General features: G+C 70.9%; 17 protein-coding genes. 7 read left to right on the top strand and 10 right to left on the bottom strand.

All coding sequences use genetic code 11. The features are described 5' to 3' along the window. Positions 1–14 precede the first annotated feature (14 nt). From B7W94_RS04785 to B7W94_RS04775, 3 genes are all read right to left on the bottom strand, one after another. Positions 15–260 carry a YbdD/YjiX family protein gene (locus tag B7W94_RS04785; protein WP_081811614.1) on the bottom strand — a complete coding sequence of 82 codons (246 nt, stop codon included), beginning with the start codon at positions 258–260 and terminating at the stop codon, positions 15–17. 1 nt (position 261) lies between these two features. Further along, the gene (locus tag B7W94_RS04780) at positions 262–2,547 is read right to left on the bottom strand and encodes a carbon starvation CstA family protein (protein WP_025104668.1); all 2,286 of its coding nucleotides are present in this window, start codon (positions 2,545–2,547) and stop codon (positions 262–264) included. Positions 2,548–2,773: 226 nt separating this feature from the next. Beyond that, positions 2,774–5,959, bottom strand: coding sequence for a S8 family serine peptidase (locus tag B7W94_RS04775; RefSeq protein WP_172400064.1), 3,186 nt, complete (start codon positions 5,957–5,959; stop codon positions 2,774–2,776). Positions 5,960–6,134: 175 nt separating this feature from the next. Between B7W94_RS04775 and B7W94_RS04770 the strand changes: the two genes are divergently transcribed. The 4 genes from B7W94_RS04770 to B7W94_RS04755 all read left to right on the top strand — a co-directional run bounded on the left by B7W94_RS04770 (position 6,135) and on the right by B7W94_RS04755 (position 10,130). After that, complete coding sequence (locus B7W94_RS04770) at positions 6,135–6,680, top strand: ECF transporter S component (protein ID WP_085605030.1); 546 nt, start codon at positions 6,135–6,137, stop codon at positions 6,678–6,680. An 80-nt stretch (positions 6,681–6,760) separates the two neighbouring features. Beyond that, positions 6,761–8,428, top strand: a complete 1,668-nt coding sequence (locus B7W94_RS04765; RefSeq protein WP_085604864.1) for an ABC transporter ATP-binding protein — start codon at positions 6,761–6,763, stop codon at positions 8,426–8,428. Then, positions 8,425–9,243 (top strand): energy-coupling factor transporter transmembrane component T, encoded by an 819-nt coding sequence (locus B7W94_RS04760; RefSeq protein WP_085604861.1) that lies wholly within the window; start codon positions 8,425–8,427, stop codon positions 9,241–9,243. The genes B7W94_RS04765 and B7W94_RS04760 overlap by 4 nt, the downstream gene beginning before the upstream one ends. Positions 9,244–9,254: 11 nt before the next feature. Further along, complete coding sequence (locus B7W94_RS04755) at positions 9,255–10,130, top strand: siderophore-interacting protein (RefSeq protein ID WP_085604858.1); 876 nt, start codon at positions 9,255–9,257, stop codon at positions 10,128–10,130. A gap of 134 nt (positions 10,131–10,264) precedes the next feature. Here the strand turns inward: B7W94_RS04755 and B7W94_RS04750 are convergent, their stop codons facing one another. Beyond that, positions 10,265–11,428: an acyl-CoA dehydrogenase family protein gene (locus B7W94_RS04750; protein WP_025104683.1), complete on the bottom strand. Its 1,164-nt coding sequence runs from the start codon at positions 11,426–11,428 to the stop codon at positions 10,265–10,267. A 163-nt stretch (positions 11,429–11,591) separates the two neighbouring features. Then, a complete protein-coding gene (locus B7W94_RS04745) occupies positions 11,592–12,521 on the bottom strand; it encodes a M15 family metallopeptidase (RefSeq protein WP_085604855.1) in 930 nt (309 codons plus the stop codon). 74 nt (positions 12,522–12,595) lie between these two features. Here B7W94_RS04745 and B7W94_RS04740 point away from each other — a divergent pair, with 74 nt between their 5' ends. Both B7W94_RS04740 and B7W94_RS04735 read left to right on the top strand, forming a co-directional pair. Continuing rightward, entirely contained in the window at positions 12,596–13,690 is a 1,095-nt protein-coding gene (locus B7W94_RS04740; protein WP_085604853.1) for an Rv2578c family radical SAM protein, read from the top strand. A 43-nt stretch (positions 13,691–13,733) separates the two neighbouring features. Further along, positions 13,734–14,273 carry a YaeQ family protein gene (locus B7W94_RS04735; protein ID WP_085604850.1) on the top strand — a complete coding sequence of 180 codons (540 nt, stop codon included), beginning with the start codon at positions 13,734–13,736 and terminating at the stop codon, positions 14,271–14,273. Between the two features lie 70 nt (positions 14,274–14,343). Here B7W94_RS04735 and B7W94_RS04730 read toward each other — a convergent pair whose 3' ends face one another. Further along, on the bottom strand, positions 14,344–16,410 hold the full coding sequence (locus B7W94_RS04730) for a DEAD/DEAH box helicase (protein ID WP_062766157.1): 2,067 nt from the start codon (positions 16,408–16,410) through the stop codon (positions 14,344–14,346). Positions 16,411–16,683: 273 nt separating this feature from the next. On the opposite strand from B7W94_RS04730, the gene B7W94_RS04725 reads away from it, so the two are divergent. After that, positions 16,684–17,580: an aldose 1-epimerase family protein gene (locus tag B7W94_RS04725; RefSeq protein ID WP_085604847.1), complete on the top strand. Its 897-nt coding sequence runs from the start codon at positions 16,684–16,686 to the stop codon at positions 17,578–17,580. A gap of 96 nt (positions 17,581–17,676) precedes the next feature. Here the strand turns inward: B7W94_RS04725 and B7W94_RS04720 are convergent, their stop codons facing one another. The 4 genes from B7W94_RS04720 to B7W94_RS04705 form a co-directional block, all read right to left on the bottom strand. Beyond that, the gene (locus B7W94_RS04720; RefSeq protein ID WP_139833246.1) at positions 17,677–20,817 is read right to left on the bottom strand and encodes an efflux RND transporter permease subunit; all 3,141 of its coding nucleotides are present in this window, start codon (positions 20,815–20,817) and stop codon (positions 17,677–17,679) included. A gap of 16 nt (positions 20,818–20,833) precedes the next feature. Further along, positions 20,834–21,421 carry a TetR/AcrR family transcriptional regulator gene (locus B7W94_RS04715; RefSeq protein WP_085604844.1) on the bottom strand — a complete coding sequence of 196 codons (588 nt, stop codon included), beginning with the start codon at positions 21,419–21,421 and terminating at the stop codon, positions 20,834–20,836. A 162-nt stretch (positions 21,422–21,583) separates the two neighbouring features. Then, positions 21,584–22,780 (bottom strand): Gfo/Idh/MocA family protein, encoded by a 1,197-nt coding sequence (locus tag B7W94_RS04710; RefSeq protein ID WP_216353868.1) that lies wholly within the window; start codon positions 22,778–22,780, stop codon positions 21,584–21,586. A 40-nt stretch (positions 22,781–22,820) separates the two neighbouring features. Continuing rightward, entirely contained in the window at positions 22,821–23,876 is a 1,056-nt protein-coding gene (locus B7W94_RS04705; protein ID WP_085604838.1) for a LacI family DNA-binding transcriptional regulator, read from the bottom strand. Between the last annotated feature and the right edge of the window lie 2 nt (positions 23,877–23,878).

The following is a 23,878-nucleotide window of genomic DNA, read 5'->3' as shown; positions in this document are numbered from 1 at the left end:
AGCCTGTCGAAGGGTCAGCAGCAGCGGGCACCGGGATTGCGGTCCTGGTCGTCCATCCGCTGACGCCAGAACTGCCGCTCCGTCAGCGGCTCCTCGTCCGGATGATGCCGACGGTGATGGGCGACGTACGTGGCGTACGCGGTGTCGCCCATCAGCGTCGTCATGTACCAGCGGATGCCGCGGCCGACCCGGCCGAGGGCGCTCCACAGCGCCCGCAGCGGGGAGGTCGCGGCATCCGTCCGATCCACCGTGGAGGTCATCTCAGTGCCGTGCCGCCGCGCGCTCTTCGGCGAGGATCGGCTCCCACTGCTTCTCCAGCTCGCGCTCCTCCGCGTCGGGGAGGAACCCGGCCGGGGCGAAGCGGCGGGACGGCACGGGCGGGTCCTCGGTGTTCTCGCCGCCGCCGTTGCGGATCGCCTTCACGGTCGCGATGACGGCCATGACGATGACGATGATCGCGAGCACCACGAAGATGATCGACAGTGTGCCCTGCACCGCGGTGTTGCGGATGACGGCCTGCAGCACCTCCGGCGCGCCGAGCGTGGTGTCACCGGAGTTCAGCGCCTCCAGGTAGCGGAAGTGGTTCGCCCAGTATCCGATCGCCGGCACCGGCGAGAAGATCTTGTAGAGCGAGGCCGTGATGGTGACGACCGCGGTGAACGCGAGCGGCAGCGCGATGATCCACAGCCACCGGAAATAGCTGCGACCGCGCTTGGCGACGATGGCCAGCACCACGGCGAGCGCGATCGCCGCGAGGAGCTGGTTCGCGATGCCGAACAGCGGGAAGAACGTGTTGATGCCGCCGAGCGGGTCGGTGACGCCGAGGATGAGGATCGCTCCCCAGCCGGCCACCATGATCGCGGTGCAGATCCACACCCCGGGACGCCAGGAGACGTCGCGGAACTTCGGGAACCAGGCGCCGATCGAGTCCTGCAGCATGAAGCGGGCGACCCGGGTTCCGGCGTCCACCGCCGTGAGGATGAACAGGGCCTCGAACATGATCGCGAAGTGGTACCAGAACGCCATGAGCGCCTGTCCGCCGAGGGCCTGCTGCATGATGTGCGCGAGGCCGAGCGCGAGCGTGGGAGCGCCACCCGTGCGCGAGACGATCGACTCCTCGCCGACCGCCGCCGCCGTGCCGGTGAGCATGTCGGGCGTGAGGTTCACCCCGGTCAGCCCGAGCGAGTTCACGAAGGCGACCGCTCCTTCCACGGTGCCCCCGGTCGCGGCGGCCGGGGCGTTCATGGCGAAGTAGATGCCCTGGTCGATCGAGATCGCGGCGACGAGGGCCATGATCGCGACGAACGACTCCATGAGCATGCCGCCGTAGCCGATGAACCGGGTCTGCCGCTCCTTCTCGACGAGCTTCGGGGTCGTGCCCGACGCGATCAGCGCGTGGAATCCGGACAACGCGCCGCACGCGATCGTCACGAAGAGGAAGGGGAAGAGCGGACCGGCGAACACCGGGCCCATGCCGTTCTCGCCGAAGATGCTGACCGCGGGGACCGAGATCTCCGGACGCACGAGGACGATCGCGCCGGCGAGCATCACGATGACGCCGATCTTCATGAACGTGGAGAGGTAGTCGCGGGGCGCGAGCAGCAGCCAGACCGGCAGCACCGCGGCGATGAAGCCGTAGATGATGATGCCCCACGCGATCGTGGTGCGGTCGAGGTGGAAGATCGCCTGGCCCCACTCGGTGCCGGCGACCCAGCCGCCGCCGATGATGGCGGCCATGAGCAGCACGAAGCCGATGATCGAGACCTCGGTCACCTTGCCCGGGCGCAGATAGCGCAGGTACACGCCCATGAAGAGGGCGATCGGGATGGTCATCGCGACGGAGAAGACGCCCCACGGGCTCTCGCCGAGGGCGTTCACGACGACGAGCGCGAGGATCGCGACGATGATGAGCATGATGAGCAGCGAGGCGATGATCGCCGCCGTGCCGCCGATCTTGCCGAGCTCCTGCCGCGCCATCTGGCCGATGGTCCGGCCGCCGCGCCGCATCGAGAAGAAGAGGACCGTGTAGTCCTGCACGGCTCCCGCGAGCACGACGCCCACGATGATCCAGATGGTGCCGGGGAGGTACCCCATCTGCGCCGCGAGCACGGGGCCGACGAGCGGTCCGGCGCCGGCGATGGCGGCGAAGTGGTGACCGTAGAGCACCCGGCGGTCGGTGGGGACGTAGTCCTTGCCGTCCTGCTTCACCTCGGCGGGCGTGGCCCGGCGGTCGTCGGGGCGGGTGATGTACCTCTCGATGACCTTGGAGTAGAAGCGGTAGCCGATCAGGTAGGTGCACACGGCGGCGAACACGAACCAGATCGCGTTCACGGTCTCGCCGCGCACGATGGCGAGCATCACCCAGGCGACGCCGCCGAGGAGGGCGATGGCCGTCCACAGCAGGATCTTCGGCAGGGTCCAGCGGCGGCTCTTCGCCTCGTGCTCCGCGGAGAGGGCGACGGGTGGGAGGTTCGGGTCGGTCTCGATGACGGGGTCGTCGTCGACGAGCCCGGCGCCGTCGCGGCGGCGCGACGAAGGTGCGGTCATGGGGTTCTCCTCTGGGGGCGCATCATTGCGTCTCCCCACGCTAGGGAGTGCGCCCCGCCGTCATGCCCGGATCCGAGGACGCTGCGACGAGCGGCGGGGGTCATGCGACGAACGGAGGGCCGGACGATCTGCGCCCCAGCACGTCTGCACGACCCGGAGACGACGGCACGGCCGCACGAGGGATTCCCTCGTGCGGCCGTGACCGGGTCGTGCAACCGTTCCCGGATCACCCGGGGGCGTCGGTCTCCGGAGGCGCGGTCGGCTCCGGAGTCGGCTCCGGCGTCGGGGTCGGATCCGGGGTCGGCGTCGGCTCGGGAGTCGGCGACGGCTTCGGCGCGGGAGTCGGCGTCGGCGCGGCATCCGCGGGCGTCGTGACCGTCACCACGGTGCGCACGGCCGAGTCGCCGTACTGGACGAGTCCGAGGTAGCGGGTGCCGGCGGTCAGACCGGTCCAGCTCAGCTCGTAGCTCGTCTTCTCCCCGCGGACCGCGGCGATCGGGTTCGGCGTCGCGGTGAACGAGCCCTCCCCGTCCGGCAGCACCGAGGCGTGGGTCATGTCCCACGTCATCGGCCCGGTGGTCGCGTACACGTTGGCGACGACGAGGTAGGTGCCCGCGGTCGGTGCGGGGATCGTCACCTGCTCGTCGGCCGAGCCCGTCGCCGACTGCCAGCGCTCGTAGTACCGCAGGTCGTCGGGGCCCACGACCCGGTAGACGGTGAGGTCGAGGTCACTGCCCTCGTCGTCGGACGAGTCGAGGTCGAAGCGCGAGAGCGTGGCGCCCTCCGGCACGTCGACGATCCAGGACACGTCCTTGTTCGCGTCGCCCGAGTTCTCGTTGCCCGAGTGCCCCTCGACGGGGTTGTCCGGGTCGCTGAGGAGCTGGAACGGCGTGAGACCCGAGACGCCCAGCGCCAGATCGCCGTCGAGGCCGGGGGTGATGTCGACGGTCGTGCTGCCGTCGACGCCGCTGCCGGTGACCTCGGCCGGAGCATCCGCCGTGACCGGGAAGACCGCGATCGGCGAGCGCACCGTGTTCTTCTTGCTCGTCCAGATGAGCGAACCCGTGGCCCACTGCTCGACCGGCGCGGTGGTGCTGTCGAACGTGACCGTGAAGGTCTTCGTCTGCCCCGGCTTGTCGAAGGAGAGCTGGGACGGCGTGACGGTGACGTTCACGCCGGGGACGGAGGCCTTCGCCGTGAACACGCCCTTCTCGGTCGAGGTGACCGAGCGGGTGACGGTCTGTGCGCTGGCCAGGGACCCGATCGAGATCGATGCCTGGTTCAGATCGCTGCCGTCGATGGGGTCGATGCCGGGGAAGTCCGACAGCCCCTTCCCGTCGAGGAACGCCGCCCAGTCCTTGAAGCCGTTGAGGTAGAGCAGACCGGGGTTCAGGAACCGCGTCGCATCGACCTGCCCGGCACCCTGCTCGAACGGGTTCGTGTTCTTCGAGCCGTCGGGCAGCACGGTGTCGGAGGCGGTCGTCATCAGGGCCGAACGGATCTCGCCCGGGGTCGCCCGCGGGTGCTCGCCGAGGTACAGCGCACCGAGGCCCGCGATGTGCGGGGAGGCCATCGAGGTCCCGGAGAGGATGCCAAAGGTCGGGTCCTCACCCGGGGCGTTGTGCGTGGCGGCGAGGATCGCCACTCCCGGAGCGGCGATGTCCGGCTTGAGGACGTCGGTGCCGTCGGCGAGGACCGGTCCTCGGCTCGAGAAGCCCGCGATCTGCGGAGTCGGCGTGGTCACGCCGGTGGTGTTCTCCCCGACGAGGGTGATCGGCCGATCGACACCGCCCTGCACGTAGGCGAGCACGGCCGCGCGGTGCACGGCGTTCAGGTGCACGGTCGGCACCGCATGGAAGTCGTTGTCGAGGGAGTCCGCACCGCCGGGCACGTTCACCAGGACCATGCCGATGCCGCCGGCGTCCTTCACGACCTGGGACTTCTCCGCGCGGGCGTTGCCGCCGCGGTCGCAGACCACGATGTGTCCCGAGACCTTCGCCGGGTCGAGGGTGCCCGGCAGGCACAGCTGCGCATCCACCGCACCGGGCGCCGCGGCATCCACGGCGGCGATGGAGGGTCCCGAGACGCTGTCGCCGAACGGGACGGTCACCGAGGCCCCGGCCTGCTCGAAGCCGTCGAACTGCACGGTGCCCTCCCACGTCGGGATGGTGGAGGCGGCGACCGTCGTGTACCACGGCGAGGCGTGGTCGGCGGTGACCGGATCGGGGCCGTCGTTGCCGGCGCTGGTCGCGACGAAGACACCGGCGGCTGCGGCGTTGAGGAACGCGAGGTCTTCGGGAGCCATCACGGTGCTCGCGGCGCCGCCGCCGATCGAGTAGTTGATCACGTCGACACCGTCCGCCACGGCCTGATCGATCGCGGCCACGAGGTCGCTCAGAGCACAGATGTCATCCGTCGTCACGGTCGTGTCCGGGCCGACGTAGCAGGCCTTGTAGGCCGCGACCTTCGCCCCGGGCGCGACACCGGAGACCGTTCCGAAGTCGACACCCTCGACCTCGGCGTCCACTCCGAAGTTGCCGGCGGCGGTGCTCGCCGTGTGCGAGCCGTGACCGTCGCCGTCGCGCGGGGAGAGGTAGTCGTACTGGAAGTCGAACCCGGCCGCCTGGGCTCCCGCGAAGAAGTACTGCCCGCCGATGAGCTTCGTCGAGTAGTCGCGCTCGTCCCAGTCCTGACCATCGACCATCGCGCCGCGGAACTGTCCGCCGTCGGACTTGTCGAAGTAGACGTAGGTGCCGTCGGTGTACGGGTCCGTGCCCTTGTGCCGACTGTTCTGCTTCTTCTGCTGCTTGAGCTTCTTGCCCTCGAACGAGGGGTGCTCGGGCGCGATGCCGGTGTCGATCACGCCGACCACGACGCCCTCGCCCGCCTTCTTCACGCCTCCGGTCTGCTGCCACACCCCACCGCGGCCCTTGCGGTCGTCGCCGAGGCCGAGGTAGTCGGTCGAGGTCTGCGCGTCGGGGTGACGGATCTCGTCCGGATACACCCCGAGGACGTCCTTCGAGGCGCGGAGCTGGTCCACCTGCTCACCCGAGAGGTCGGCGCTGAAACCGTTGAGCACCACCTGGTAGGTCGTGTCCGGGGTGACGCCGACGTCGTTGATGAGGCTGCTCTGCTCGGACTCGAGGTGCTTGACGTAGCGCTGCGCGTCCTGCGACTGCGTCTCGAGCTGCTCGCCCTCGTCGGGCTTCGTCGCCTTGAGGCCCTTGACGTCGCCTTCGTAGCTGGCGAGGGGATCGGCCTTCATGATCACGATGTAGTGCCCGGGGGTCCCCGCGACCGGAACGGGGTGCGTCACCTCCCCGGTCGCTGCGTGGCCTGCGGTTGCCGTCGATGCGATGAACAGCGTCGCCAGGGTGGTGGCTGCTGCGATCCGAAGGGGTGTTCGACCCATATCTCGCTCCTGATGATCCGATGATCCCGATGCCGCGTCGTCGCCGCACCGCGGCTCACGATAGCCCCGCCGTTCGGCGCCGGATCGAGAACTGAACGATGGTCGCACCCGATCGTGCCGATCGGTCAGGATGGACGGCGGCCGACTCTCCGAATGTCGCCAGTAGGCTGGAGACGTGGCCCGAAACTCCGTCCTGTCGACCAGAGTGCTGCTGATCTGCGCGGCGATCGGTGTCGCCACGGGCATCCTCGGCGGCATCGCCGGATGGGTCACTCCCCTCCTCCTGGCCAGCCCGCTGCTGTTCCTCTACGGCCTCGTGCTGGGCTCGCACGTGCTGCCGGGCATCATCGCGCAGGAGGTGCTGCGGCTGCCGTTCGTGGCGCTCATCACACACGTGTTCGCCGCCCTCATCGCGAGCGCCTTCAACCCGGCGTGGTCGCTGCGGTTCATCGGCACCGCGCTGCTCTTCGGCCTCATCCAGGAGGGTGTCGCCGCCCTCACCCGCTATCGCTCCTGGGGCGCCTGGCGGTTCTTCGTCTCGGCGGTCGTGATCGGCGTCGTCGTGGCGGTGGCGGTGTTCTTCGCGGCGAACCTCGCGGTCATGCCGCTGTGGGCTCAGCTGCTGTACCTGGCGATCTCCGTGCTCGGCCCGGTGGCCTGGACGGCGATCGGCCTCGCCATCGGTTCGGCGCTGCGCACCGCCGGGGTCGCGCGCCGCTGATCGCGCACGGGCCCCGCTGGCAGCACAGGTAAGGCTCAGCTAAGTTAGAGGCACACCCTCCGTCGAACCAGGGACGTGCCGTGCGCCCATCCGCACCCCTCCTCCGCGTGCGCGAGCTGACCCTCACCCACGCGGACGCCGCGCACCCGTCGCCCCGTGACGTGACCTTCGACATCGATCCCGGCGAGGTCGTGCTGCTGCTCGGCCCGTCCGGTTCCGGGAAGTCGACGCTCACGCTCGCCCTCAACGGGCTCATCCCGCACGCGCTCCCCGCGACGATGACCGGCACCGTCGAGGCCGGCGGCATCGGCACCACCACCGCGCACACCGCGACGCTCAGCACGCACGTCGCCATGGTCTTCCAGGATCCGGACGCGCAGATCGTCACAGGGACGGTGTACGACGAGGTGGCCTTCGGTCCGGAGAACCTCCTGCTCCCGGTGGAGACCGTGCGCGCCCGCGTGGAGGAGGCGTTGCGGCGCGTCGGCCTGTGGGAGCGTCGCGACGACAACCCCGACCACCTGTCCGGCGGCGGGCGGCAGCGTCTCGCCATCGCCTGCGCCCTCGCGATGGGCTCGCCTCTCATCGTGCTGGACGAGCCGACCGCGAACCTCGACCCCCAGGGGATCGACGACGTGTACGCGGCGCTGACCGAGGTCGTGGCCGCCGGAGACCGGGCCATCCTCCTCGTCGAGCACAACCTCGACGCCGCGATGCGTTTCGTCACGCGCACCATCGTGCTCGACCGCGAGGGCCGGGTCGTCTTCGACGGTCCGGCGGCCGAGACCATCCGCGCGCACGCCGACGAGCTCGTGGCGATGGGGGTCTGGCTGCCCGCCGCGACGCTCGCCGCGCTCCGCCTCCGCGACCGAGGGATCGTCCTCGACCCGCTGCCGCTGACGCCCGAGGCGCTGGCCGCCGCACTGCCTCCCGGCCCCGGCGCCGCGTCCTCGGTGCCGGTCGGCGACCCTCGCCCCGCCGACCGGGAGCCCATCATCCGGGCCCGCGGCCTCACGGTCACACGGCGCCGCACCGAGATCCTGCACGGGGTCGACCTCGACATCGCCGCCGGGAGCCTCACCGCGATCGTCGGGGCGAACGGGGCGGGCAAGACGACGCTGATCCAGGCTCTCGCCGGGGTCGTGCCGCCGCCGAGAGGTCGGGTCTCCGTCGACGGCATCGACCCAGGGACGGCCTCCCCTCGGGAGCTCGCGGCGCGCATCGGCTTCGTGTTCCAGAACCCGGAGCACCAGTTCATCGCCGCCACCGTGTTCGACGAGCTCGCCCACGGGCTCCGGCTGCGCCAGGTGCCGGACGACGAGGTCCGCACGCGGGTGGCGGAGATGCTGGAGCGGTTCGGGCTGACGCACAAGGCCGACGTGCATCCGTTCCTCCTCTCCGGCGGCGAGAAGCGACGGCTCTCCGTGGGCACCGCCCTCATCACCCGTCCCCCCGTCCTCGCCCTCGACGAGCCCACGTTCGGGCAGGACCGGGCCCGAGCCGCCGAGCTCCTGCATTTGCTGGAGAGCCTGCGGGCGGACGGCACGACCGTGGTCATCGTCACGCACGACCTGCAGCTCGTCGCCGAGCACGCCACCGACACGGTCGTCCTCGCCGACGGGCGGGTGCGGGCCGCCGGTCCGACGGCGGCACTGTTCGCCGATCCCGCGATCCTCCCCTCCGCCGGCCTGCGCGTCCCCGCGTTGCAGCGTGTGCTCACCGCGGCCGGGTGGGAGGTGTCGCCATGACGATGACCACGCTCGATCCGTACGCGCCGCTCACAGCCACGTCGCGGCGGCAGTTCCTCTACGGCCTCAACCCGCTGGCGAAGGTCGCCGGGTTCGCCCCCGCCATGCTGCTCCTCGTCTTCGTGCGGGACCTGGCCACCCCCGCCGCCTTCCTCGTGCTCGCCTACGCCCTCATCCTCATCGGAGCGCGGGTGACGGGGCGCCTCCTCGCGCTGCTCCTGCTCGGTCTTCCCGCGGGCATGCTCGCGATCGGCGTCGGCTTCTCACTGTGGGTCGACGCGGCCCTGGTCGCCGACACCGCCCCCGTCGTGACGATCGGCGACTGGACCCTCTACGGCGGTGCCCTCCTCATCGGGTTCGCTACGGCGCTCCGGCTCGGATCGATCGTCGCGCTCGCGCTCGTCGGCGGCCTCACCACCAGCGGCTCCGATCTCGTGCGTGCGAGCGTGCAGCAGCTGCGCGTGCCGTACCGCATCGGGTACACGGCCCTGGCCGCCTTTCGCTTCGTGCCCCGGTTCGGGCACGAGCTCGCCGTCATCCGTGCCGCGCACCGGGTGCGCGGTTACCACGGCGGCCGCGGCCCCTTCGCACGGATCGCCCGCGGCTGGGGGTACATCGTCCCGCTGCTCGCGGGTGCCATCCGGCATGCGGAGCGCGTCGCCCTCGCGATGGACTCCCGGGCGTTCGGTGCGCATCCGACGCGGACCGAGCGGCACCTCGTGCCGTTCCGCACGAGGGACACCGTCTTCACCGTGGCGATGCTCGCCGTGTCGGCCGCGATCTTCGTCGTCTTCTTCCCCTGGCAGCTCCCCTGAAAGGCGCCCGCATGGCATTCAGCAAGATGGTCAAGCCGGAGACGGCCGAGCTCCTGCACCTCACCGTGCTCCGCACCGAACGGCTCGCGCCGCACTGGGTGCGGGTGACCCTGGGCGGCGGCGAGATCGACCGCTTCCGTCCGATGGGCTACGACCAGTGGTTCCGGCTGTTCCTGCCGATCGGCGGGGAGGCCGGGCTCGAGCGGGTGCCCGCCAAGGCGAACCGGATGTTCGGGTATCTGAAGTTCCTCCGCATCCCCGACGGCGAGCGCCCCGTGATGCGCAACTACACCGTGCGCGCGTACCGCCCGGCCACGCCCGAGACCGGCGCCGAGCTCGACGTCGACTTCGTGCTGCACGGCTCGGCGGCCGACGGCACCGCCGGGCCGGCCTCCCGATGGGCGGAGACCTGCGCCCCCGGCGAGCACGTCCTCATCATCGACGAGGGCCTGACGTTCAACCCCGAGCGGGGCACCGACCGGGTGGTGCTCGTGGGCGACGAGACCGCCCTCCCTGCGATCGCGTCGATCAGCGCCTCCCTGCCGGCCGACGCCGCGGGCACGGCGATCATCGAGGTCCCGTCCGCGGAGGACGCCCTGGAGTTCGCGCATCCGTCGGGGCTCGACGTGGTGTGGATCGTGCGGCCGCACGAGATCCCGCCCGGGGTTCTCGCCCTGGACGCCCTCGCTCGCACCGCTCTGCCCGATGCTCCGTTCCACGCGTACGCGGCCGGCGAGCAGTCCCTGGCCTCCGGCGTCCGCAAGCAGCTCGTCGGCGAGCGCAGCGTCGACAAGAACGCCGTCAGCTTCTGCGGCTACTGGAAGATCGGCGCCGCCTCCCCCGCCTCGAAGGCCGCCCGCGAGGCCGCCGCCGAGCCCCTCGCCTGAGGCCGGGCACGACTTCGGACCGGTCCCTGCTCGGCCCTGAGCGGGCACAACTTCGGAGCCAGGGCACGACACGCCGGGGCGGAAGAGGCCGCCCCGGCGCGTCGTCGGGAATGTCCGAAGTTGTGCCCGGGACGTCAGCGCTTGCCGGCGATCTGACGCCCGACGATCTCGCGCATGATCTCGTTCGTGCCGCCGTAGATGCGGTGCACACGGGCGTCGAGGAAGGCGCGGGCGATCGGGTACTCCGTGATGTAGCCGTAGCCGCCGTGGAGCTGGACCCCGGCGTCGAGCACCTCCCACTCGCGCTCCGTCGCCCAGAACTTGACCTTCGCGGCCTCTTCGGCCGAGAGCCTGCCGTCCTTGTACGCCAGGAGCGCGCGGTCGATGAAGGCCCACAGCGCGTCGACCGTGGCGGACATGTCGGCGATGGTGAAGCGGCTGTTCTGGAAGTCGATGATGCGCTCCCCGAAGGCCTCGCGGTCCTTCGTGTAGGCGACGGTCCAGTCGAGCGCGGCCTGTGCGGCGGCGGCTCCGGCCACGCCGATCGAGAGGCGCTCGAGCGGGAGGTTCATCATGAGCTGGATGAAGCCCTTGCCCTCGACGCCGCCGATGAGGTTCTCCTCCGGCACGAACACGTCGCTGAACGACAGCTCGGCGGTGTCGTGGCCATGGAAGCCCATCTTCGAGAGCTTCTTGCCGTTGTCGAACCCCTCCATGCCCTTCTCGATGAGGACGAGGCTGAACGCGTCGGGCCGGTTGCCCTCGCCCGTCTTGACGAAGGTCACGACGAGGTCGGCGGTCGCACCGGACGAGATGAACGTCTTGGCGCCGTTGACGAGGTAGCCGCCATCGACCTTCTTGGCGGTGGTCTTGATGCCGCGGAGGTCGGAGCCGGCCCCGGGCTCAGTCATGGCGAGCGCGCCGACGACCTCGCCGGTGGCCATGCGGGGCAGCCATTTCTCCTTCTGCTCCTGCGTGCCCATGTGCACGAGGTACGGGACGGCCAGGTCGTCCTGGATGCCGAAGGCGCCGGCGAGCGAACCCGCTCCGGCTGCGATGACCTCTTCGTTCACGATCGCGCGGAAGCGGTAGTCCTGCAGCATCCCGGCGCCGCCGAACTCCTCGGGCACGGAGAGCCCGATGATGCCGGCCTCACCCGCGGCGCGCATCGTGGCGCGGTCCACCTCGCCGGCGGCGTCCCACTTCTCGATCGCCTCGTGCGTGACGTGGCGCTTGACGAAATCCTTGACGAGGTCGCGGAATGCCTCGTGATCCTCTTCGTAGATGTCGCGTTCCATGCCGTCCTCCCGAACGTGTCGTGCGTCGTTGCTCCGGCGAGTCTACGGCGGGGACACGGGGCAGGACAGGCGATTGTGAGAATGCATCCCATCCCGAGTGGGACTGGGTACCGCCTTTGTGGAAAGCCTCAGAGCACACCGAGCGCCACCGCGGACGCCCCCATCAGTGCTCGTAGTCGGGGGCGGCGGGCAGGCCGAAGAACTCCTCGAGGGTGTGGAAGCCGCCCTCGTGATACGCCGCCGCGAGCTCCGTTCCGACGTAACGCAGGTGCCAGGGCTCCGGCGCGTACCCGGTGACGGCGGTGCCGACCTGCTCGTAGCGCACGATGAACCCGTACTCCCAGGCGTGCGCGGCCACCCACTCGCTCTGCCGCGTCGCCCCGAAGCCGTCGAGACCGCCGCATTCGGCATCGCAGGCCACCACGTCGAGGGCGAGACCGGTCTGATGCTCGCTATGACCCGGCCGCGCCGAGCCGGCGTCCGCGTCGGCCTGCCCCTGGTCCCGCACGTGGGCCCCGTAGGTCGCGACCTGCAGCCCGTAAGACCGGTAGCCGTTGTTCGCGCCGATGCGGCCGACGCCCGCAGCCGCGGCGGCCTCCGCCATGCGCCCGACCGCATCGGCGACCTCCGCGCGCACGCGGCCCGACGGCGTCGTCATCTGCAGGGGCACCTGGCCCAGTCCCGCGGGCTCGTAGGCGGCTGGGTCGAGCGGACGCCCCTTGTTCACCACCACCCAGATCCGGGCGGGATCGCTGAGCGAGACGCACGGCGCGTTCCCCGCGACCACCGCCTCACGGAAGCGCGCTCCGCCGCCGAACCCCGCGATGGTGGCGGCGTCGTCCCCCGCCGCGATCGCCTCCTGCACCCCGGGGTCGGCACAGGGGTCCGCCGCGGGCGTCGCCGCGTTCTCCACGGTCGGCACCTGCATCACCGCGACCGGCCGCGGCATGTCCTCCGAGGCGACAGGGGTCGCGGCCGCCCCGGTGAGGGACAGCAGCACGCCCACCGCGGTCACCGCCAGCCCGACTGGGAGGGCGGGGCTGAAGATCGGGGAGCGCGGCGCCGCATGCTGAGCGTACGGCGAGGAGGGCATGGCCCCATTCTTCCATTCGAACATTGATGCCATACTCGCTTGACTTCGATTCGATTCTTTGTTCGACTAGGACGATGCGGTGGCAGGGACAGAAGCTCGCGGACAGCGACAAGGCGGCGCTGCCCGGTCTCGAGAACCGGTCCAGCGTCCTCCGCACGGTGACGACGCCGGAGTTCGCCGGGATGACGTTCCACGAGGTGCTGTCGAAGTCCGCCCTCAACCACGTCCCCGGGGCGTCGCGCATGCCCTTCGCCTGGACGATCAACCCCTACCGCGGCTGCTCCCACGCCTGCACCTACTGCTTCGCACGGGGCACGCACGAGTACCTCGACCTCGACGGCGGCGCCGACTTCGACACCCAGATCGTCGTCAAGGTCAACGTCGTCGAGGTTCTCGAACGGGAGCTGCGCCGCGGGAGCTGGCAGCACGAGACGGTCGCCCTCGGCACGAACACCGACCCGTACCAGCGGGCCGAGGGGCGCTACGCCCTCATGCCCGGCATCATCGAGGCGCTCGCGGCGTCGGGCACCCCGATGTCGATCCTCACGAAGGGCACGCTGATCCGCCGCGACATCCCGCTGCTGAAGAAGGCGGCGCAGCGCGTGCCGGTCGACGTGCAGATGTCGATCGCGATGTACGACGACGCGCTGCAGAAGGCGATCGAGCCCGGCGCTCCGACCACGCAGGCCCGCCTCGACACGGTGCGCGCCCTTGCCGACGCCGGCTTCCCGGTGACGGTGTTCCTCATGCCGATCATGCCGCACCTCACCGACTCCCTCGCCGCGATCGACGACGCCCTCCGTCGCATCAAGGCCGCCGGAGCGCGGAGCGTGATCTACGGAGCCCTGCACCTGCGTCCGGGCGTCAAGCCGTGGTTCTTCCAGTGGCTCGGCGAGAACCGTCCCGACCTCGTGTCGTCGTACCGGGGGCTCTATCCCGGAGCGTCCGTCGAGGCGCCGAAGCCGTATCGGCAGTGGCTCGCCAAGCGCGCCCGTCCCCTCATCCGGACGCACGGACTCGACGGCCGGCACGAAGACGACTATCCGCGGCGCGGGTTCCGCCCGGGCCAAGGCCACGTGCAGACGGAGACCCCGGCGGCCGGGCCGGTGATGTTCACCCCGAGCGGCCGCGCTGCCGCGACCCCTCCTCCCCAGCCGATGCTGTTCTGAGTCGGTCACGGAAGGGGTGCTGCGCCACGTAGGCTCGAGGATCATGGCGATCGGTTCGACAGTCCACACGTTCGAGATGCAGCTGGCCGACACCGATCGCGGGGTCTACGAGGACGTCTCGCTCCGCGTCGCCCGGCATCCCTCCGAGACCGACGCGTTCATGCTCACCCGGGTGCTCGCGTATGGACTCGAGTTCGCGGAGGGCATCGCGTTCGGCGGCAGCGTCTCCGACACGGACGAGCCCGCCGTGCTCGTGCGCGACCTCACGGGGCGGGTCACCGTCTGGATCGAGGTGGGCGCTCCCGACGCCGCACGGCTGCATCATGCCACCCGCCTCGGGGACCGGACGGTGGTCTACACGCACCGCGATCCCGCCAAGGTCATGGCGCCGTGGGCCGACAAGCGCATCCACCGGGCCGAGGACATCCGGGTCTACAGCTTCGATCCCGGGTTCGTCGACACCGCCACGCCCCACCTCGCCCGCCGCAACACCCTGACCCTCACGGTCACCGAGGGCGTCCTCTACCTCGACCTCAACGGCACCGCCCTCGCGACGTCCCTCCACGAGCACACCCTCCCCTGACCCGGCCGGTGCGGAGTGCGAAAAGGCCCCGGAGACCGAAGTCTCCGGGGCCTTTCTGATCCCGAACGGGTCAGGAGGTGAGCTCGGCGGCGGACGGCACGCGTCCCGCGATCTCCTCGATCACGTCGTCGTCCAGGCGGGCCTGCTCGAACGGGGCCTCGATCTCGGCGCGACCGAGCAGCTCGGTCATCCGGCGCTGGCGCTGCCGCGTGATGAGCGTGACGACCCGGCCCGAGCGCCCCGCGCGACCCGTGCGACCGGAGCGGTGCAGGTACGTCTTGTACTCGTCCGGCGCGTCGGCCTGGACCACGAGGTCGATGTCGTCGACGTGGATGCCGCGCGCGGCGACGTCGGTCGCGACGAGCACGTTCACCCGACCCGAGGTCAGCTTCTCCAGGTTGCGCGTGCGCTTGGCCTGGTTGAGATCGCCGTGCAGCGAGACGGCCGGGATTCCCGCGTCGTCGAACTGGTCGGCCAGCATCTCGGCGTAGGCGCGCGTGCGGGCGAAGACCAGCGTCTTGCCCTCGCGGTCGACGAGCGACGTGAGGATGTCCGCCTTGTCGCGGTGCTCGATGACGAGCACCCGGTGCTCGATGGTGCTGGAGCCCTGGTCTTCGCCCGCGACCTCGAACACGGCGGGGTCGACGAGGAACTCGTCCACCAGCGCCGCGACCTCGCGGTCGAGCGTCGCGGAGAACAGGAGCTTCTGGCTGCCCTCGGCCGTGCGGCGGAGGATGCGCTGCACGGGCTCGACGAATCCGAGCTCGCACATGTGGTCGGCCTCGTCGAGCACCGCGATCCGGCAGTCGGACAGGTCGAGCTTGCCCTGGTTCATCAGGTCCTCGATACGGCCGGGGGTGCCGATGACGATGTCGACGCCCTTCTTCAGCGCGCCCACCTGGCGGCCCTGCGGCACGCCGCCGTAGATCTGCGTCGTGAAGAGGCCGACGCTGCGGGCGATCGGCTGGATGGTCCGGTCGATCTGCAGCGCGAGCTCGCGCGTCGGGGCGAGGATGATCGCGCGCGGCGCCCGTCCGAACTCACGACGCTTGCCCGCCTGCGACTGCAGCACCCGCTCGACGAGCGGTGCCCCGAAGGCGATGGTCTTGCCGGAGCCCGTGCGTCCGCGGGCGAGCACGTCGCGCCCCTCGAGGACGGCGGGAATGCTCGCCGCCTGGATCGGGAACGGCGTCGCGGCGCCCATGTTGTTCAGGGTCTCGGTGATGTTGGAGCCCAGGCCGAGGTCGGCGAACGTGACGCCCTCGACCTCGACGGCCTGCACGGCCTGTGCCTCGAGGCGCTCGTGGACGACGTCGTCGGCCTGCTCGAACGCCGCCTTCGGCTTCGCGTTCCAGTCGCTCCGGGTCGGACGCTCGTCGCGACGAGGGCGCTCGTCCCGACGCGGCCGCTCGGTGCGGTAGGCCCCTCCGGTCGACGGCCGCTCGCGCCCGCCCTCGAAGGAGCGCTGCGTGCGGTCGCGGTCGAACGCGCGGCGCGCACGGGCGGCGTCGTACGAACGCTCGGTCCCCTGGTCGCCACCGCGGGTGCGATCGCCGCCGCGGTCGTCCCGCCGCGGACGGTCGTCGCGGTCGAAGCGCGGACGCTCGTTCCGGCGGTCGTCGAAGCGCGGGCGTCCGCCGTCGCGGTGGTCGCCGTCGCGGAACCCCTGTCGCTGCGAGCCGCCGCGGTCGTCCCGCCGCGGACGGTCGTCGAACCGTCCAGCGCCGGACCGGTCGTTGTACCGCGGACGCTCGGCGCGGTCGTCGAACCGGCCGCCACCGGCGCGGTCGTCGCGGCGGTGCGGGGCCTCGCGACGCCCGGACTCCGCACGGTTGCGGATGCTGCGGGCCTCGTCGCGACCGGCGCGCTCCTGGGAGCTCCAGCGGCGCTTCGGAGCACCGGACTCGGCCTCCTCCGGGCGGTAGCCGCGGTGCCCGGGGCTGCGGCTCCCGGGGCGACGGTCGTACCCGCCGGTCGCGCGACCCTCGCGGTCGTCGCGTGCGGGACGCTCGTCGCGAGCCGTGTCCCGACCGCCGGCCGGACGGTGGCGGTCGTGGAACGAGGTCTTCTTGGCGCCGTAGCGCGGCTCGAAGTTCGCGGCGGCGCGACCGCCGCGGGGCTTCTTGTTCTTGGGCATTCGGGTGTCCTTCTTGCGTTCTCGCACGAGAACAGCGCTGCGCGCACGCGCGAGCACTCCGATCCAGCGGAGTCCGGACGATCTGCGGCCGGGGCCATTCCTGTGATGGTTGATTCGCGTCGATCGACGCGTTCCATCGGCCCCTGGACTCACACTTCACACACTGAAAAACGTCCGCGCCCTGCGCGGGTGTCCGAAGCCGACCGTCTCAGTCTACCCGGCATCCCTGGGAGACCCCCGCACTCCGGCGGCCTGCGGCACTACGATGTCGAGGTGAACTCCGTCTCTCCCACCGGCACCCAGGTCCATCTCCGTCTCGGCGACGTGACCGCGCAGATCACCCAGGTCGGCGCCTCTCTCCGTGCCCTCCGGATCGGCGAGGTCGATCTCATCTCCCCGTATCCGCTCGACATCCCGACGCCGTCGTGCTCGGGCGTCGTGCTGACCCCCTGGCCCAACCGGGTGCGCGACGGCCGCTGGGACGACGAGGGCACCGTGCGCCAGCTCGCGATCACCGAGCCGAAGACGGACAACGCCAGTCACGGCCTGCTGCGCTTCACGGCGTACGCCATCGAGCAGACGGAGGGCGCCGCGACGCTGCGGGCGACCGTCTTCCCGCAGACCGGCTACCCGTACCTGATCGAGACGTCCGTCGCGTATGTCCTCACCGCGGACGGCATCGAGGTCACGCACACGCTCACCAACTGGTCCGACTCCCCCGCGCCCGTCGCGGTCGGCACACACCCGTTCCCCACGATCGGCGATGTCGACCCGCACGACCTCGTCCTCCGGGTGCCCGCCCGCACCGCCTTCGAGACGGATGACCGCATGCTCCCGATCGGCACCCGTCCCGCCGATCCCGAGCTGCGCGAGGGCATCCGCGTCGGCGACGTCTCGCTCGACACCGGGTTCACCGACCTCGAGCGCGACCCGGACGGCCGGGTGCGGCACACCCTCACCGCCCCCGACGGCCGGACCGTCACGCTCTGGCAGGGCGAGGGCTTCGACTTCGTGCAGGTGTACACGGCCACGAACTATCCCGGTACGCCGCTCGCCGTCGCGATCGAGCCGATGACCGCCCCGGCGGACGCGCTCAACAGCGGCCGCGGCCTGCGGCGCCTGGCCCCGGGCGAGACCTGGACCGTGGAGTGGGGCCTCTCCTTCGCCTGACCGCGGTCCACCGGTCCGGAGAACACACGCGGAAGGGCCCCGATCCTCGTCTCCTCGACGGGACCGGGGCCCTTTCTCCGCGTTGCGGACGCGCGACTACTCGCCGTGGTTCTCGCGCAGCTCGCGCCGGCTGACCGGCGTGCCGTCCGTGTGCACGGGGACCGGGGCGCCATCGTCGTGCGGCTCGCCCTTCCGCGCGCGACGGCGCTCCCGCGCCCCCTCGACGAGGTTGTACAGGGTCGGCAGCACGATGAGCGTCAGCACGGTCGAGGAGACGAGCCCGCCGATCACCACGATCGCCAGCGGCTGCGAGATGAAGCCGCCGTGCCCGGTGATCCCGAGCGCCATCGGGGTGAGGGCGAGGATGGTGGCGAGCGCGGTCATGAGGATCGGGCGCAGACGCTTCTCCCCTCCCGCCATCACCGCCTCCGCGGTCGACAGTCCCTTCTCCCGGTACTGGTTCACGAGGTCGACGAGCACGATCGCGTTCGTCACCACGATGCCGATGAGCATCAGCACGCCGATCAGCGATGCCACGCCGAGCGGTACGCCCGTGATGATCTGCAGCAGGATGGCGCCGGTCGCCGCGAACGGCACCGAGATCAGCAGCAGCAGCGGCTGACGCAGCGACTTGAACGTCGCCACCATCACCACGTACACGATGAGGATCGCGGCGAGCATCGCCAGGCCGAGCTGCGCGAACGAGTCGGCCTGCTGCGAGGCGACGCCGCCGACCTCGGCCGAGGCGCCGTCCGGCAGGTCCGCGGCGGCGAGCGCCTCGGTGACCGACTGGGTGGCGACCGCGAGGTTGTCCGATGCGGGCGGCACGGTGACGGTCGCGGTGCGCCGTCCCTGCTCGGTGGTGATCGAGGTCGGACCGTTGCGCTGCTCCACGGTCGCGATGTCCTCCAGCGGCACGATGCCCGCCGCGGTGGGGATCGCGAGCTGCTGGAGGGCGTCGACGGTCGTCGGCGGCTCCGGGTTGACGAGGTACACGGTCAGCGCGGTGTCGTCGATCTCGACCGAGCCGATCTGCTGGGGACGCATCGTGTTCGACACGATCGATCCGACGGCGACCTCGGACAGCCCGACCTGGGCGGCGGCCTCGCGATCCACGACCACGGCGATGTATGGCAGCGCCTCGGCGAGGTTGTCGGTCACCTGCCCGATGCCCTCGCGGCCGTCGAGCTCGTCCACCACGGCGGAGGTCGCGGTGGCGAGGTCGTCGCCGCTCGCGGCCGACACGGTGATCTCGATGTCGCTGGAGCCGAAGCCGGCGGACGCCGCGACGGCGACCTCGCCGACCTCGTCGCCGAGGCCCTCGATCGCGTCCTGCACCTCGGCGCGCAGCTTCTCCTGGTCGGCGTCGCCGTCGGTGAGCACGGAGTACGTGATGCCCGCACCGCCGGAGAACGCGTCGCGCAGCGCGGAGCCGCTCGACCCGATGGAGGCCTGCACGTGCTCGATGCCGTCGATGTCGAGGAGCGCCTCCTCGACGGGGACGGCGGCGTCGGACTTCGCCTGCAGGCTCGCGGTCGGCCCGAGGTCCTGCGTCACGGTCATGGTGTTCTGACCGGAGTCGCTGAGGAAGTTCACCTTCATCAGCGGGGCGGCGGCGAGGGTCCCGGCGAGGACCACCACCGCGAGCGCGACCGTGATGCCCGAGTGCTTCAGCGTCCAGCCGAGGATGGGCCGGTAGCCGCGCTGCAGCCGCGTCGGCGGGGCGGCCGGGTCCTCCGGGTCGATCGCGTTCCCCTGGTCGTCGAGGAGCGGCTTGCCGGGCTTGAGGAACCAGTACGCGAGCACCGGGACGATCGTCAGAGCCACGAAGAGCGACGCGACCATGGCGATCGTGACGGTCATCGCGAACGGACGGAACAGCTCGCCCACCATGTCGCCCACGAACACGATCGGCAGGAACACCGCCACCGTCGTGATGGTCGAGGCGGTGATGGCGGCGGCGACCTCGCGCACGGCGAGACGGATCGCATCGCCCTTGTCCGCGTCGCCCACGTAGTGGCGCTTGATGTTCTCGATCACCACGATCGAGTCGTCGACCACGCGGCCGATCGCGATCGTGAGCGCCCCGAGGGTCAGCACGTTGAGGGAGTAGCCGAACGCCTGCAGCCCGATGAAGGTGATGAGGACCGAGGTCGGGATCGAGATCGCGGTGACCAGGGTCGAGCGCACCGACATCAGGAACACGAGGATCACGAGCACGGCCATCACGAGACCGAGCAGACCCTCCGTGGCGAGGGTGTCGATGGACTGCACGATGAACGGCGCCTGGTCGAACACGACCGTGAACTCCGCGTCCGGAAGCGCCTCCCCGATCTCGTCGAGGGCCGCGATGACCCCCTGCGACACCTCGACCGTGTTGGCGGCGGGGAGCTTCGTGATGGAGATCGACAGGGCGTCCTCGCCGTCGACGCGGGAGATCGAGGTCACCGGGTCGGACACCTGCTCCACCGTCGCGACGTCGCCGATGGTGACCGCGGTGCCGACGAGCGGCAGGGCGGCGATCTCGTCGACCGAGGTGATCTTCGCTCCGGTCTGCACCGTGAGGGTCTCGTCGTCCTCGGTGATCTCGCCGCCGGGGAACAGGGTGCCGTTCTGCTGGAGTGCCGTGCTGATCGCCTCGCTGCTCTGTCCGGCGGCGGCGAGCTTCGCGAGGTCGGGGGTGATGGTGATGCGCTGTCCGACGCCGCCGACGATCTCGGCCGCGTTCACCCCGTCGACGTCCTCGAGGTCGGGGATCGCGACGCTCTCGAGCTGCGCCTGGGCGTTGTCCGCGTCGTCGAAGCCGGTGACCGCCACCTGGATCACCGGGAAGTCGTCGATCGAGACCGAGAGCACCTGCGGCGTGACGTCCTCCGGCAGCTGCGAGGAGATGCGGTTGATCGCCTGCTGGATCTTCTGCTCCGCGGTCGCGAGGTTCGTGCCGTACGAGAACATCGCCTGCACGATGGACGCATTGGTCGTGCTCGTCGCGGTGGTCGACTCCAGGTCGGGAACCCCCTGGATGGCCGACTCGATCGGCGTCGAGACGTCGTTCTCGACCACCTCGGGCGAGGCGCCGGGGTACGTGGTCATGACCACGAGCGCCGGCAGCTCGAGCGACGGGATGAGCTCCTGCTTGAGGTTGGTCAGCGCGAGCCCGCCGAACACCGCGGCGACGATCGTCACGAGCGCGATGAGGGCGCGGTTCTTCAGGCTGAGGATGGCGAGTTTCGACAAGGCGGGGTCCTCGGTGTCAGGGGATGGCGGTCGCTGCGGATGGGAGGGAGAGAGGTTCTCCGAGGATCCGCGCCAGTGCGGATTCGAGGAAGGACTGTTCGAGATCGACGTCGCGGATCTGCGTGCTCCACATGACGCCGTCGATGAAGATCATCGCCGCTCGGGCCCGGTCGGCGCCATAGGTCGGCTCCAGGAGGTCGACGAGGCGGTCGGACAGGTGGCGCGCGAGCTCGCGCAGACGCGGATCGTGGACGGCCGCCGTGACCACCGCTCGATCCGCCTGCACCGCGTGTCCGTCGTGGATGCTGTCGTGGACGAGCGCGGCGATGACGTCGGCCCCGGCTCCGCGTTCGGCGAGGGTCTGCCGCACCCCGTCGAGCCGGCATTCGATCTCGTCCGCGAGGGCCCGGAAGGCGGCGCTGCGCAGGTCGTCGAGGGTGTCGAAGTACTGGGTGGTCGCCCCGAGCGGCACTCCGGCGCGGGCGGCGACCATACGGTGCGTGATGGCGTCGGCCCCGACCTCGACGATCAACTCGGCGGTCGCGGTGACGATCTCCCGGCGGCGCGCTTCGGGATCCCGCCGCCGACGCGCGCTCTCCGCCATCACTCACCCCCTGGACATCCGTACATGTACGTTTGTACATTCGCTCCGGTGTGAACTCCCTGAGAGCTCCGCCCCTCTTCTCCTTCCCCGCCGCGCTGCGGGATCAGAAACGTGCCTGGGAGACGCGGTTCGGGTGCCCTATTGCACTCCCCTGCCGGTGGGTCAGGCGGCGGAGGAGGAGGGGGTGGAGGAGGGGGTCTGGCCGCGCTCGAAGTAGGCGACGAGCTCGGGGTCGAGCGGAGGGACGGAGATCGCGGAGCCGTCGCCCCGGAGGGACGCGGTCGCGAGGATCCCGGCGGCTACGGCCTCCCGCGCCGCGACGGGAGAGGTCGCCGTGAGACCACCGTGCCGCACGAACCGGAGGAACTCGGCCACGAGCAGCGCGTCGGCACCGTCGTGTCCGGCGTCGGGCACCTCGGGCACGACGAACACCTCGTCCGCGTCGGCCGCCCCGGCATGCCGACGGTTCCACAACCTCACCTCGCTGCCGGCCACGTCGCCGAAGTTCTCGATCCGCCCCTCGGTGCCGATCACGGTGTAGTTCCGCCAGTAGTCCGGGGTGAAGTGGCACTGCTGATATGACGCGAAGATCCCGCCCTCCAGCCTCAGGTTCACCATCGAGATGTCCTCGACGTCGACGACGGGGTGCAGTCCCGTGAGCGCGGTCGGCGGCCAGTTGTCCATGCTGAACCAGTCGGGCATCCGCTCCCCCGTGCGGTCCCGCCGGTCGGTGATGTCGCCGTAGACGCTCAGGCCGCCCATCGCCGCCACCTGCTCGGTGTACGCGCCGGCCAGCCAGTGGATGATGTCGAGGTCGTGCGCTCCCTTCTGCAGGAGCAGTCCGGTGGTACGGCTCCGGTCGGCGTGCCAGTCCTTGAAGTAGAAGTCGCCGCCGTGCCCCACGAAGTGCCGCACCCACACGGCCTTCACCTGCCCGATGCGCCCGTCCTGGATGAGCCCGCGCATGAGGGTGATCACGGGCATGTGCCGCATGTTGTGACCGATGTAGAGCCGGGTGCCGGTGCGTCGCGCGGTCTCCAGCATGCGGTCGGCGTCGGCCAGATCGATCGCGAGGGGCTTCTCGCAGAAGACGGGCACCCCGGCCTCCAGCGCGCGGATGGTCAGGGCGGCGTGCGTGTCGTCCGGGGTCAGCACCATGACCGCGTCCACCCCCGACGCGAGCAGTTCTTCGAGGGAGTCGGTGATGAGCGCATCGGGGACGAGCGCCCTGGCGTCCTCGCGGGCGCGCGGGGCGAGGTCGCAGACGGCGGTGATGCGGGAGCCGTGCCCCGGCCGGTGCACCTCCTCCTGGAGGGTGGAGCGCGCGCCGAAGCCGATGATGCCGATGTGGAGGTCCAACAGAAGTCCTTCGTGACAGAGGGGGGAGAAAGGGGGCGACTCAGCGGCCGCGAGGGGCCGGGGCGTCGAGATCGGTCGAGCCGCCGGGGACGAGGGTCCAGGGGAACTCGTGCAGAGCCCCGGGCGAGGGGTCGCTCTCGAGGGCCCTCTCGACGATGATCCGCGCCTGACGCTCGTAGAAGTCGATGGGGCCGACGGTGGTGAGGGTGGGCGCGATGAGCCGTGCGTCCGGCGTGTTGCCCACGCCGATCACCGCGACGTCGTGCGGCACGCGGAGCCCGAGCATGTGCGCGGCGTTGATCGCGGCGATCGCGGCGAAGTCGGTCGTCGCGTACACGGCGTCCGGGCGGTTCTCCTGCGACAGCAGCTCGATCGCGGCGGTGAAGGCGCTGGCCTGGGTCTCCGCATAGGTCACGGTCCACGCCGGGTCCGGCGTGATCCCGGCCGCCGCGAGCTTCTCGACGTACGGCGTGTAGCGCGTGACCTGGGTTCCCGCGAGACGGACGGCTCCCTCCGCGGCGATGCAGCCGATGGCCGTGTGCCGCTCCAGCAGGTGATCCATCGCGAGCTCGCACCCCGGGATCGCGTCCGAGCGGATGACGTCGAACCCGTCCGGTTCCAGATGCTCGGAGAACACCACGAGTCGCTGGCCGCGCTTGACGAGGTCGCCCAGACGTCGGGTGTCCTCCTCGTCCAGGCCGACGCCGTCGAGGTACGCCACGTCGCTCTCGACGCGGTCGAGCGCCGCGTGCCAGTCGCCGTCGGCGAGGATCAGCGTCGTGAGCCCGTGCCGGTTCGCCTCGCCGTTCACGGCGTCCGCCACCGCCAGCGACCACGGATCGCTCAGCATGTGCAGGGAGAGCTGCACCATGCCGCTGCGGCCGGTGCGGATCGCCCTGGCCGCCGTGTTCGGCCGGTAGTTCAGCTCGTCCGCCGCCGCGAGCACCCGCGCCGCGGTGGCCTCGGCCACGCCCGCGCCGCTCGCGCCTGCCCGCCCGGAGAACACGTACGAGACGGTCGCGGTCGACACCCCGGCACGTTCGGCCACCATCCGCAGGGTCGGCCGGCGGCTCGGGGCGTGCTCACGCTGTGCCATGT

This window comes from Microbacterium sp. LEMMJ01 (assembly GCF_002114135.1).
Lineage (GTDB): Bacteria > Actinomycetota > Actinomycetes > Actinomycetales > Microbacteriaceae > Microbacterium.
Note: the sequence above shows the minus strand (reverse complement) of the source record. Positions and strands in the feature narration are given on the sequence as shown.

Bases quoted from the DNA above. Each gene is read 5' to 3' on its own strand.
- B7W94_RS04785 (WP_081811614.1), bottom strand. From the start codon at position 260: ATGACCTCCACGGTGGATCGGACGGATGCCGCGACCTCCCCGCTGCGG.
- B7W94_RS04780 (WP_025104668.1), bottom strand. From the start codon at position 2,547: ATGACCGCACCTTCGTCGCGCCGCCGCGACGGCGCCGGGCTCGTCGAC.
- B7W94_RS04775 (WP_172400064.1), bottom strand. From the start codon at position 5,959: ATGGGTCGAACACCCCTTCGGATCGCAGCAGCCACCACCCTGGCGACG.
- B7W94_RS04760 (WP_085604861.1), top strand. From the start codon at position 8,425: ATGACGATGACCACGCTCGATCCGTACGCGCCGCTCACAGCCACGTCG.
- B7W94_RS04755 (WP_085604858.1), top strand. From the start codon at position 9,255: ATGGCATTCAGCAAGATGGTCAAGCCGGAGACGGCCGAGCTCCTGCAC.
- B7W94_RS04750 (WP_025104683.1), bottom strand. From the start codon at position 11,428: ATGGAACGCGACATCTACGAAGAGGATCACGAGGCATTCCGCGACCTC.
- B7W94_RS04745 (WP_085604855.1), bottom strand. From the start codon at position 12,521: ATGCCCTCCTCGCCGTACGCTCAGCATGCGGCGCCGCGCTCCCCGATC.
- B7W94_RS04740 (WP_085604853.1), top strand. From the start codon at position 12,596: ATGCGGTGGCAGGGACAGAAGCTCGCGGACAGCGACAAGGCGGCGCTG.
- B7W94_RS04735 (WP_085604850.1), top strand. From the start codon at position 13,734: ATGGCGATCGGTTCGACAGTCCACACGTTCGAGATGCAGCTGGCCGAC.
- B7W94_RS04730 (WP_062766157.1), bottom strand. From the start codon at position 16,410: ATGCCCAAGAACAAGAAGCCCCGCGGCGGTCGCGCCGCCGCGAACTTC.
- B7W94_RS04715 (WP_085604844.1), bottom strand. From the start codon at position 21,421: ATGGCGGAGAGCGCGCGTCGGCGGCGGGATCCCGAAGCGCGCCGCCGG.
- B7W94_RS04705 (WP_085604838.1), bottom strand. From the start codon at position 23,876: ATGGCACAGCGTGAGCACGCCCCGAGCCGCCGGCCGACCCTGCGGATG.